Origin of the sequence: Oceanobacillus sp. AG (assembly GCF_009746545.1) — a bacterium.
GTDB lineage: Bacteria > Bacillota > Bacilli > Bacillales > Amphibacillaceae > Oceanobacillus > Oceanobacillus indicireducens.
The window spans coordinates 25,818-38,426 of sequence record NZ_WOWT01000027.1 but is presented as its reverse complement, the minus strand read 5'-3'; the positions used below and the strand labels follow the sequence as shown (position 1 = coordinate 38,426).

The following is a 12,609-nucleotide window of genomic DNA, read 5'->3' as shown; positions in this document are numbered from 1 at the left end:
AAATTAGATTAAAGGTGAGATGAATGAAACGAATCATATATTTACTAAGCATACTCCTAATTGGAGTTATTTTAACTAGTTGTTCAGCTGCAGACCTATTTGCTGATTTTAATGAGTCAGTACCAGAACCTGCCAATGCAAATACAGAACAGTTGATAGAGGAAGATGGATATTATACAAGCAAGGATGAGGTTGCTTTATATATCCATACTTTCAATAAACTCCCAGACAATTATATTACAAAATCAGAGGCTAGTAAGTTAGGGTGGGTGGCTAGTGAAGGAAACCTCTGGGAAGTAACGGATCAGAAAAGTATTGGCGGCGACAGATTTGGAAACAGAGAGGGAACCCTCCCTGACAAAGCGAATCGACAGTATTATGAAGCTGATATAGACTACGAAGGCGGCTATCGTGGACCAAAGCGCATTGTTTATTCCAATGACGGATTAATTTACTACACCGACGATCATTATGATACATTTACCTTATTATACGGAGATGAATAGAATGGAACACATCACACTTGATGGGCGTAAAATGCAGGATAAAGATACAGTACATCAATATTTAAAAACTGTACTGCATCTTGATGAATATTACGGAAACAATCTTGATGCACTATGGGATGCCCTAAGCACCTCCCATCATCCCCTTGAAATTCGCTTGATTTATCGTGAAGAAATGCTTGAGCAGCTTGGGAGTTATGGAGAGTCCATAATAAAAGTATTTGAGGACGTGGCTGAGGAGAATCAGAGGATTGTGTTTAGGAGTTGAGTCGGTAGTTGATGGTTGGTTAAGTGATAAGTTCGTAAATATGCTTGCGATTTATGCCCCACCTGAATCTTCCATGGCTAATGTTTGTTTATGTTCTGATAGGTAATTTTAATGCTAGTTACTGTAGAAAAAGATAATTAAAAATCAAATTACATAGTTGGAAAGTACAGATACAAAATAACAAATAGACTGAATAATAGAACAAATAAGGAGAGAGTCCATGGATATTTTAAAGCTTTTTGTGGCCTTAGCTTTTGGTTATTTTTTAGGTAGCCTTAATACAGCAGTGATTGTAGGGAAAATATACGGCACGGACATTAGATTCCATGGAAGTAATAGTGCCGGGCTTACAAATACTCTAAGGGTACTTGGGAAACCTGCTGCAGTTTTTGTTCTTATAGGAGATATATTAAAAGGTACAATTGCTTGTTTTATAGGCTTGTTACTTGGTGTTTACTTTTATTCGGGAGAGGCAATGGATTCCTTAAGCCTCTTAGCGGCAGGCGCAGGAGCTGTTATAGGGCATAACTGGCCGATATATTTTAAGTTTAAAGGGGGTAAGGGAGCACTTACAGCAGTGGCTGTACTATTTATGATTGACTGGATTATGGGTCTTTTATGCCTTGTTTTTTTTGTAATAATAATAGCTTTAACACGTTATGTATCTTTAGGTACCATAGGTGCTACAACACTTATAGCAGTTATTTCATTTATTCCTATTTTTGAGCATACTTTATATTTCAATATATTTGTATGCCTAATGGCTCTTATAATAATAATTAAACATAGGGAAAATATACAAAGGCTGTTTTCAAGAACAGAAAATAAACTTACTTTTTGATTATTACCTACACTGAGGATATTGGCGAAATATAAAAGTTTAGAATTAGTTAAGCAAACGGTTGTGTTTGTAGAAGATTATAGATAAAAATAGGACCAAACTTTTGCAAACAAATGATAAAATCCAGTATTAATTGAAATTGGTGGTAGCACGTATTCTAGTACATTAGAATACGTGCTAAATAATTTACTCTACAATCGTCCAGTTAGTATCTTTTTCTAGTAGGAGTTCATACTGTGAAAACTGTGTAGCTTTAGTAGTTTCATCTGAATATCTCACAGTGACCTATACTTTTATCTATATAGAACAGCTACATGCAGATAATTTATTAGTCAACTGATTTACGATTGACAGCTTGTGACTGAGGCATGAGCCTAATACCCTAAAGGAACAAAAAGTCGTGATCGGCGAAGTTGTTTATTAGGCTAAGATTAAGCACTATGAAATTTTTCAAACTCCGACTTAAATGCTCTCTTTCGGGAGTGTAACTTTTTATAGTACTCTATTATCCGCTCTCTTGCATTTAAATCGCCATTGGACTCCAAGGTTTCACCCAAAGAGGCGATCAGTGCGGCTGCCTTATAATAGCTTTTACGGTAGCCTCCCCCAACGACGGCTTCTGTTCTTTGGTCTACTACTTTTGATAACCATTGAATATACTTTTCATATTGTTCAGCAGATAAATCAACTTTTCCTTTCCAAGTTAGGAACTGATCTAGAAAGCAATCCCTATTGGAAGTCGTATATCCTAGTCTGTGTACGAAACCATTGATAAGCTGTTGTCCAGCTTTTGTAATTTCCGAGTTCTTATTTAGCGCTAAAATAAAAAGTGGCACAGCTATCCCTATGAAATTGTTACTCCACCCCAGTTTGGTTGTCTCTTTTTTACAATCTTCATAGACAGTTTCAAATTCAGCATTAAAAAAAGCTATAACCTCTTTTTGTTCCTTTGAAAGGTTATTTGTTAGTAATTGTCGATTTACTCGATAATCGTAATCTATTTTTTGTTCGGGCAATGTTTTTGCATATTTTGCTGCTTGGCTTGTTATTTCGCGTCCACCTTCAGTTAATTGAAATAAACGTAGATAGTTACTTAAACTTGAATCCGAATAAAAGGCAGCCACATAGCATTTTTCTACCGTTTCATGATGGTCTAAACTATTTGCAGCTTTAGCAGTCAAATCCGCAATTTCAGCTCGAATAATCAGGTTTTTAGGTAACTGTTGCATTGCTTCAAGTCCGAGTTTTTCACACTCTATCACTTGGTTTTGGTTCAATAGATGCTCACATGCATATTTATACAGTATGGGATGGGTTGCCGACACGACCTTAGCTGTTTCACATAGTCGATGAATTCCCCCTTGATACATACATGCTTCGATCAATAGTTTCCCTGCCAAATCCCCTTGTTTATTTCCTAAAAAGGAAATCCAGTCTTCCATAAATAAATCCAGATCCGCAAGCGCCTCAGGGCCTATAATAAATATTTCTTCCATTCTTAGATTTGTTGACATTTTCCATGTGAAATAATTAAATAATGCAGCAGGTCTCCGTTTTCCTTCCGTAGCCTGATATTTTGCATAGATAGCATGTTTAGCAATATGGTTTAAATCTAATTCTACTATATTTTCTTCTACAAGATCCTCCAGTTCAAGCTCATCCCACTCTCCTGCATCCCTTTCATTTGTTTGAAACACCATCATGCAAAGCGATTCATAAAGTTTAGCAGCTTGAATGTAATTTTTTTGGTATAACAATTCCTCTGCTTGCTGGAATGCCCTTAACAAATCATTACCAATTTTAAATTCATCGAAATAATCGTATTTAAAATCACTATCCCAATAGTTTTCACCGTACACTTCATAGCCAGTGCATTCAAAATAAATTTCTCCACTTTCTATATCTTCACAGAATGCTCCTATCCATTCCACATCGGGAGTAATTAAATGTTCGCCTGGCTGATCAATTGTAAAGTTTAAAAATGCAATTCTTTTATCTTCTTTCGTGACTCTAGCTAGATTGTATATCCAACTATCTTTTTCAGAGTCTGACATACTCGTTAATTTTTTATTAACAATTTCCATGAACTCTTGATAATTCATTGTATATCACCCCGCATTTTAATTAATTGCGCCTGGAAGAGTGGTACAAACTCTTATCTATTTGTTTACTGCTGTTCCAATCGTGGTAATGCATTTAGCAATTCTCTTTTTAGGAAAAGCTTTTCAAATGCTTCGTGAAACAGTTGCGGACGATTGACTTTGTTTCCAGCTTTGACTTCTGAATGAGGCAGTTTTAAACCAGGCACTGGATTTGCTTCACCTCGTTCACGGCGTAAAGGGATATTCCATCGTTCAAAATCTCTGGATTCCATTAATACTGGAATCATTTTCTTTCCAAAAGATGTTAGAGCAATAGACTTTGCAAAGTAATATCCATTTTTTTGATAGTGATCCATCCGCTCCTGGTCTTTTTCACTATGCCAAAATCCAAACCATTCGAAATAAAGAAAGAAATAATTCCAATGAAAAATAAGATTCGCGAGTAACGGTTGTTTATGAAGCTGCAATCGAAATCCTGCCTTTTTATCTGATAACTTACTGATCACATCTGGTAGCATAAAATAAATGGAATGATGGTTATTTCCCACAAATTTGCTCCAATTTAAATCCACCCAAAATGTTTCCAGTAAAAAGAAATATTTCTCTGTATCTGTCAATTTATCAAATAAGTTTCGTCGCTCTGTTATTCGTATATATCGTTTACTGAAATCCGCCGATTCCTGTTTGATTAAGGATCCGCCTCGTGCAAGTAAATAGAAAAAATGTATGTATGGATAGTGCTCTTGCTGTGTGTTTCGTGTTTCATCTTGTGTTTTAATAGATAATTGTTCATTAATATGAGGGAGATGATTGCTTGAAATATATCCTTTTGTATTCGTAATTTGAATAGGGTGGTGCTCTATGTATTTGAGAAATTTTTCAAAGTCAATGATAAGTTGTATCGGAAGTTTTGTTACATCCTGTGTTAATTTTTGAATTCTCACACCCATATTTGGCGCTTCTTCAGTTGCTTGGTTGAATAAACTGTCAAAGGTTAGCTGTTCCATATTTTTCTTCATCCAATCCCCTCCCTTTTATACGATTATAGTTTGAACCTCTCATGACTGAAGTAACGAGATTCTTGGGAATAGAGCATAGCTGACGAATAATGGCATACACGATTCATCAGCGGTTTCTCTTGCAGCCGTCTGCCCCTTCATCCAAAGCTATAATCAAGCCCCTTCAAACGCATCCACCTTCTCATTTATATCATCTATAATACTTAATATCTCCCTCACATCCTGGATATTGTCCTCAAACAACTCAGACACGCTACCTAATGTTCTAAACGGATCTTGCTGTAATACTTGCTTCTCTAGATAGCCATTCGCTACAACATAGTCAATGATTAATCTAACAAATTTAATTTGGGTAGCATTTAACCTCTCATCAGATAAAAACTCAGAAAATGCAGCATTTACTGCCCCGCGGTCCAATCCTACAACTTGTCGAACGAGTTTAGTGATGGGAGTATCACCGAATTCATTTTCATAGTCTTCTCGGGTACCTAACTCATGCCATAATACATTTTCTAAAAATACAACATCATCTTTTGTTAAGGGCTTATTATGCCTTAATTTAAAAATAGCCATTTCATTTTGATGCTCTTTTAAATATTGATTTACTCGTTTTTGGTAGTTTCTCAAATCGTTTGAACCGTAGATTGGTGTACCGTCAACAATCACGTCAAATGTATCTTGAAAATTGGTATAAAAGGTCTTTCTAGTTTCTTTTTCTAAGAACTGTACTAATTCCCGCATTACTTTACGTACTTCTTCTAGTTCAAAAATATTTGCCTCATCCCAAAAATCTGTTGATTGGACATTTATTAATAATTCTCTGTTCTCGTTTATTTTTGGTATCGTTCCTATTTCACTTAATTTTTCAGCAGTATCCATCACAGCCCTGATAGGTTTTGTTGCTTTGCGCGCAGTCAAATACGCAAGCTCGATTGTATACATTACATTGTCAAAGCGTTTCGCCATCTCGTCATCGTCATCTGGGATGATTAAAGGCGCTACTTCTTCCTTTAATTCCCTTATATCACTAGTCGTCAAAGCTTTCCAAATATCTTCACCTTGGAACTTATGAATATATTTAATACTCATCCTCACTTGGAAATTTTCTTCATTTAATCTTCGTATCTCCGTAAGTAATTCGTTAATTAAGCGGTTACGGTGAGTAATATAAGTGTCATCCTGATAATCTAATGACTGCAATTCTTTAATGATTTCTACTCTTAAATTAAATAATCTTTCCGTTAAACTAACAACAACACTACCTTCGATTCCTTTAGGGTTTTCTCTGAAAAACTCAAAGTTACCAACATAGTCAAAAATGAGGAAGTATTCTTTATCCTGCCCCGGGCCGAATAAATCTTCACATAACCTCGTGCCACGGCCAATCATTTGCCAGAACTTTGTTTTTGAACGTACTTTTTTGAAGAACACTAAATTCACAACTTCTGGAACATCAATTCCTGTATCTAACATATCAACTGACACGGCGATATGTGGTTCAGAATCCTTCATTTTAAAGTCATCAATGATGGAGTGAGCATACTTAATGCTATAGTCCACTTGTTGACAAAACTTGCCACCATAATGCGGATACAAATGATTAAATCTATCGACAATATGCTCTGCATGTTTTGCATTCTTAGCAAAAATGATCGTCTTGCCGATTCGGTCTCCTCCAGCTACTTTAATTCCCTTTTCCATTAGTTCATTCAGCACGTGATCAACTGTATGGTTATTAAATAGCCACTCGTTTAACGCAGAACCACTGATATAATCAGAGAATGTTTCTTCCTCATCGAACGTCTCTTCATACATTTGCTTTTCTTCTTCGGATAGATCATCATAATAAATTCCGTCTTCCATAAATTTAGAAACAGACTCTATTGTTCTGTAATCGACTAAATACTTCTCTTCAATTGCTTGTTCAAGTTCATAAGCATATGTCGGATTTCCTGATTCAAGACCGAAAATCTCGTATGTATTGAAATCTATTTCATCCTTAGGAGTTGCCGTTAATCCAACGAGGAGGCTATCAAAGTAATCAAAGATAGCACGGTATTTCTTATAGATACTCCGATGGCTTTCATCGATAATGATTAAATCAAAATGCCCTGGCGTAAATAAAATTTTCCCGTCCTCACGCTTCGTTCCATCAATTGCATTCATCATTGTTTGATAGGTAGAGAATACTACTCTAGATAACGCTGGGCTCTCTTTATCATCTAGTAAATTACATAAACTAAGTGATGGTACTAAATTATTAAAGGAATTTTTTGCCTGTCTTACTAACTCTTTTCTATCGGCTAAGAATAATACGTTCTTTACCCAGTTATGACGTACGAGTACATCTACAATCGAAATAGAAACTCTTGTTTTTCCCGATCCCGTCGCCATTACAAGTAGGGCTTCGCGTTGTTTCGATTCAAATGCTTCACACACATTTATAATGGCTTCTTTTTGATACGCCCGATTCGTTATATCATCTTTTATTTCAATGTTTTGTAGCGAACGTTTTAACTGCCTACGTTCCATTAGCTTTACTAAATCAGGTTTAGAATATACACCTGATACTTTTCGATCTGGATATTCTGTGTCATCCCAAATTATTGATTCAAAACCATTGGTTAAAAAGATAATTGGGCGCTGACCATGCATTTTCTCTAAACAGTCAGCGTAAAGCTTTGCTTGTTGTTTTCCTTGATTTACACTAGCTGTGGTTCTTTTTGCTTCAATAAGAGCTAGAGGCTTGCCGTCATCTTCAAATAACACATAATCAACATATCCGACACCTTTTGAGTTAGGCATTCCTGCTACTTTATATTCAGTTAAAATATCTTTATCGAATGTCCAACCTGCCAACTTCAAATCTATGTCAATGTAACGTTTCCGTGTTTCATATTCGGAGATCTCGTCCACTTTAAAGTCATAATCTTTTTCCTGTTGATTGTGAATACGGGTCTCTGTAACTTGTTTTCTAAGTTTCTCGTTCTCAGCTATCATGTCTTCTAATTTACGATCTTTCGCGCTTAATTTTTCGAATAGATCTTGATATTCTTCTTTGCGCTTCCGAGTTTCGCTACCTGTTAATAATACTTCTTCATTAAATGGTTTAGCTGTATAGTCAACGGAGTAACAATAGTCAATCCAACTCACGAACTCGTGCAAATTCCGTAGAGAAGTGATTGCTTCTTCTCGTGAAATATTAGAATTTGTATGCACAGCAACATTACCTAATTTCACAATATAGCGAAGTAAAGGGAAGAGGTCATTATCAATGATATCTCTAAATGTTTGTTCGTGGATTAATGCTGATAAACGATTATCGTAAGGGAGTTTTAATCCTTCATCAAAGCTGTACGTCCATTTGACCGCAAGCTCTAAAGCCCTCCTCGACAAAATAGCTGTCGTAGCAGGGCTGATTTGTAAACTTTTCTCTGCTTCAAGACAAGCACTTGAAAAGGATTTGTATTGGTCTTTTTCTTTTAGAAATTCAAAGTTGGTCAATTGTAGCACCTTCTTTCGTATTTCAGTTATACTTCTATAGCTTCTTGAAATAGTTCGCCATTGAAGGCTTTGTGTAATAAAACTTCATAGAGCATTTTTATATTTACTAAACTACTATTCAACATTTTCAACTTATGGTTTATAGCAGAAACTTTTGATGCATATTTGTTTTGAGTTTCTAAATCTATTAAGGGAATTTCTAAATCCAGATAGTTTTTTTGCGATATGTTTTGCATTGAACCACTTGTACCTGTAGAAATACGATCTATTTGAATTCTAAACAGTCTACTTTGAATAACTGAAATTAAATAATATGGATTTATCAACTCCGCATTCGGTACCAATTTCCAAAGCCTGTCAGGTATGAATAGCTCTGTATAATCCTCTTCTACAATACAAGCAGCACCTACTAATTCTTTAGTATTCATGCGACTTACTAAAATAGAATCTTTAGTAGGAAATACTAACTTTTTTTCTTTTATTTTATCTTTAGGTGGTACTTTAAATGCTTTTGGATCAAATACTCCATAAGTTACTGCACTTGTTGTTAATACTCCAAGTTCCCCTTCATCTTTTTTTCTATTTTCTCCTCCTGTACTTAACCCCGCCTTAATTGAAGTTATAACTTCTTTTAATTTCACATTAGGATATCTTTTATTTCCTTTAAAATTATCCAAGAAAATACTTTGTTTCAGGGCCGTTAAAGCTTGAAGTTGTTGTTGACGTTTAAACAATATATTCTCAGTTGTTTTTAATATTTCTATTATTTTTCTTTGCATATCAAAGCTTGGGATAGGGACAGTAATATTTCTTAAAATCTTAAGGTTTATATTATTTTGAGCAACTCCCCTACCTTCATTTATCACTTTGCTTTTGATAGACTTCAAATAATAATAAAGATAATCCGTCAATACTTCATCAGAAGTTATATTAATCCCCGCAATTGCTTGATTTGTGGTAGCATCTATATCCAAAATTGCGCATTCGCCCAAGGTAGCGAATATTGTATATAAAATAGTTCCTTTAGGGAATAGTTTTGCAGATGATTTTTCCATACCTTGCTTTGTAATGTATTCTTCCGTTTCAGAAATATATTTACTTTTAATATCCTTTATTTTAACCCAGGGTATACTTCCATTTTGCCAAAATGCAGGTTCTGAACGTTTAGGAGTTCCACCCGCAGATACTTCTGCTATATCTTGTAGCCTTAAATATTTTATGTTCATTTTATTAACTCCTCTAACTCATTGAGATGAACATTTATTTCTGATTCTAGCTTTTTTAAATTAGAGATAAGAGTTACTGGATCCTGATACTCAATCTTTTCATATTCAATTTCTTTATATTTGTTAATCGACAAATCATAATCATTCTCTTTTATCTCTTCAAAAGGAACTAAGAACGACTTATCTGTTCGTTTTCTCGTCTTTTCTTTATCTAAACTATGAAATTTCTCAATAATATCCGGAATATCATTCGCCTCAATTGGGCTTCGTTTATCGTCTAGTGAAAACCCATCACTCTCCATATCATAAAACCAAACGTGATCCGTTCCACCAGACCCTGTTTTCGTAAAGATGAGCACTCCTGTTGAAACTCCTGCGTATGGCTTAAATATTCCGCTCGGCATACTAATAACAGCTTCTAGTTTATTGTTTTCCAATATTTCTTTCCGAATAGCTTTATGGGCATTTGATGCTCCAAATAAAACACCATCCGGTACGATTACGGCAGCACGCCCCCCTTTTTTTAATAGGCGTAAGAATAAAGCTAAGAATAGCAATTCCGTTTTCTTTGTTTTCGTCACTTTTAATAAATCATCTGACACTGCATCGTAATCAAGTGAACCTGTAAAAGGCGGATTCGCTAGTACTAACGTATATTTTTCTTGCTCTTTATTTTGCTCATTTAAGCTATCTTGATAGCGAATATTAGGGTTATCAATCCCGTGAAGCATCATATTCATCGTACTAATTCTTAACATTGTTGTATCAATTTCAAACCCATTAAACATCGTATTGTGGAAGTGTTCTTTTAAGTCCCTCGTGTAAAACAAATCGTCATGGTTTTTTCTTAGATACTCACTAGCCGATACTAAGAAACCTGCCGTACCAGCCGCTGGGTCAACAATCGTATCTTGCGGGGTTGGCTTCATTAACGCAACCATCATATCAATAATTTGTCTTGGGGTTCTAAATTGTCCGTTTGTTCCAGAACTCTGTAATTTTGATAATAGATACTCGTATAGATCCCCTAATGAATCAACCTCACTGTCAGCACTCGTTGTCTTCGGCAGGTCACTAATCCCTGCGACTACTCGTGATAATAAAGCCGGCGATGGAATAACAAACACGGCATCTTTAATGTGCTCTGAATATGCAGATCCATCTCCACCCATCCCTTTAATAAATGGAAATACTTTTTGAGAAACTACTTCAAACATTTCCTCTGGGCCCATTTGTGAGAATGTACTCCATCTTAGTTCAGGTTGATCTTTAGGAAAAATCCCTTCATATGGGGTTCCCAATAACTCTGAATCCTTTTCTCCTCTTTTTTCACGATCGTCTAAACCTTTTATATAAAGTAAATATGTAAATTGTTCAATAACGGTAAGTGGGTTTGTAATTCCACCCGTCCAAAATGATTCCCAAATCTTATCGACTTTGCTTCGTAATTCACCTGTAATCATAGTTGATGCTCCTCTATTCATTTCATATATGACTATTATACTATATAAACTCCAGCTAAACTATTATCTCTTACCGTGGAATTGATTATAAATCGTCTTAATTTGTAGTCCCCACCAAAATCCCAATCTCATCCAACTTCCAGCAAACCTCCTCAATCTTCCCCACCGAATCTGCCTCCAACGTATGCAGGTGCAACCCGTTCGTCAGCGAAGATAAATGCGCAACATTCGGTCCCCGCAAATTCTCATAAAAAAGATCAACTTCCCTTCGATTGCTCACCCGAATCGAAGCGGTAATATCCCCATAAACCGGGTGATCCACACTCACATCCTTCACGGTCACCCCATGATCGACAATAATATACAATTCTTCTAACGTCTGTTCCGGCGTATGGTTCACAACGATTGTCTTTCGCACCAGGTTGTCTTCCGGTTGATTGCCCATATAAATATAACCCTGACTTGTTGCAACAACTGGCTCATTCTTTGCCTTTAAAATCGACACATCTTGCACAATCACTTGTCTCGATACATTCGCTTTTTCCGCGAACTTGGATGCGGTAATTGGCTCTTTCGACTTCTTCAGTTCATTTATAATCAGTTGTTGGCGCTCACTGGATGACATTTTTTCTTTACTTTGCATGTCTTCATCCCCTTATTTATAAAAATTCTTATAATTAGCCCTTGCTATTATATTGATTTTGTGTAAATATAGGTGTCATGACACCTATACAGATTATCTCATTCTACTTATTTTTATGCAATGTATGTGAAATAATTAACAACCAAAATTAAAAAGAAAATGGAGCGGACATACAATGAATCAAATCAAACTACGAAAAATGCTAGAGGACTTTTTTATGGAGGATATTGGCGATCAAGATCTGACGAGTCATGCGATTTTTCCGGTGAGGCAAAATGGAAGCGGTGTTTTTATCGCGAAGGAATCTGGGATTATTGCAGGTTTAGACATCATTCAACAAGCTTATCATTTACTAGATTCAAAGTTAGAAATCTCCCTTCACTATACAGACGGAGACTATGTGCAACGGGGTGAAAGAATCGCGGAAGTTCGTGGCTCGGTTCGGAATATCTTAACAGGGGAACGGGTTATTTTAAATCTGGTGCAGCGAATGAGCGGAATTGCGACATTAACGAATCAATGTGTAGAAACGCTGAATGACCCTTCCATTCAAATATGTGATACGAGAAAGACGACACCTGGCTTACGCATGCTCGAGAAATATGCGGTAACGGTCGGTGGCGGGAAAAATCATCGGAACGGGTTATATGATGGCGTTATGATTAAAGATAACCATATAACGTATGCCGGCTCGATTACAAAAGCGGTCGAAAGGGCTCGAAAAGCGCTTGGGCATATGGTGAAGATTGAAGTGGAAACGGAGAGTAAAGAAGCGGTGCTTGAAGCAGTGGAGGCAAAAGCCGATGTGATTATGTTTGATAACCGGACTCCTGAAGAAGTGAAGGAATTTGCGAAGCTCGTGCCGTCCCCAATTATCACGGAAGCGTCTGGTGGTATTAATCTCAAAAACCTAGCAACTTACGCAGGGACGGGTGTGCACTATATTTCGCTCGGTGCGTTAACCCATTCCGTGAAGGCGTTGGATATTAGTTTACTTGTGAAAGAAGAATAAGAAAATAACTAAGGCTCAAGCAAGG

The 12,609-nt window shown here is 36.2% G+C and carries 10 protein-coding genes; 4 read left to right on the top strand and 6 right to left on the bottom strand.

All coding sequences use genetic code 11. From position 1 onward, the window contains the following. Positions 1–23: 23 nt before the first annotated feature. The 3 genes from GN217_RS14255 (at position 24) to plsY (ending at position 1,615) form a co-directional block, all read left to right on the top strand. Positions 24–506, top strand: a complete 483-nt coding sequence (locus GN217_RS14255; RefSeq protein ID WP_156857331.1) for a ribonuclease domain-containing protein — start codon at positions 24–26, stop codon at positions 504–506. Position 507: 1 nt separating this feature from the next. After that, positions 508–774, top strand: a complete 267-nt coding sequence (locus GN217_RS14250; protein WP_188858061.1) for a barstar family protein — start codon at positions 508–510, stop codon at positions 772–774. A 220-nt stretch (positions 775–994) separates the two neighbouring features. After that, positions 995–1,615 (top strand): glycerol-3-phosphate 1-O-acyltransferase PlsY, encoded by a 621-nt coding sequence (gene plsY / locus GN217_RS14245; protein WP_156857329.1) that lies wholly within the window; start codon positions 995–997, stop codon positions 1,613–1,615. A 431-nt stretch (positions 1,616–2,046) separates the two neighbouring features. Here the strand turns inward: plsY and GN217_RS14235 are convergent, their stop codons facing one another. From GN217_RS14235 to GN217_RS14210, 6 genes are all read right to left on the bottom strand, one after another. Further along, complete coding sequence (locus GN217_RS14235; protein WP_156857328.1) at positions 2,047–3,717, bottom strand: hypothetical protein; 1,671 nt, start codon at positions 3,715–3,717, stop codon at positions 2,047–2,049. Positions 3,718–3,782: 65 nt separating this feature from the next. After that, on the bottom strand, positions 3,783–4,736 hold the full coding sequence (locus GN217_RS14230; protein ID WP_156857327.1) for a hypothetical protein: 954 nt from the start codon (positions 4,734–4,736) through the stop codon (positions 3,783–3,785). Positions 4,737–4,889: 153 nt separating this feature from the next. Next, positions 4,890–8,240 (bottom strand): DEAD/DEAH box helicase family protein, encoded by a 3,351-nt coding sequence (locus tag GN217_RS14225; protein WP_156857326.1) that lies wholly within the window; start codon positions 8,238–8,240, stop codon positions 4,890–4,892. A gap of 26 nt (positions 8,241–8,266) precedes the next feature. Further along, positions 8,267–9,466: a restriction endonuclease subunit S gene (locus GN217_RS14220; protein ID WP_156857325.1), complete on the bottom strand. Its 1,200-nt coding sequence runs from the start codon at positions 9,464–9,466 to the stop codon at positions 8,267–8,269. Continuing rightward, on the bottom strand, positions 9,463–10,929 hold the full coding sequence (locus tag GN217_RS14215; RefSeq protein ID WP_156857324.1) for a type I restriction-modification system subunit M: 1,467 nt from the start codon (positions 10,927–10,929) through the stop codon (positions 9,463–9,465). The genes GN217_RS14220 and GN217_RS14215 overlap by 4 nt, the downstream gene beginning before the upstream one ends. A gap of 97 nt (positions 10,930–11,026) precedes the next feature. Further along, positions 11,027–11,572, bottom strand: coding sequence for a transcription repressor NadR (locus GN217_RS14210; protein WP_156857323.1), 546 nt, complete (start codon positions 11,570–11,572; stop codon positions 11,027–11,029). Between the two features lie 175 nt (positions 11,573–11,747). Between GN217_RS14210 and nadC the strand changes: the two genes are divergently transcribed. Beyond that, complete coding sequence (gene nadC / locus GN217_RS14205; protein WP_156857322.1) at positions 11,748–12,584, top strand: carboxylating nicotinate-nucleotide diphosphorylase; 837 nt, start codon at positions 11,748–11,750, stop codon at positions 12,582–12,584. The last annotated feature ends 25 nt before the right edge of the window (positions 12,585–12,609 follow it).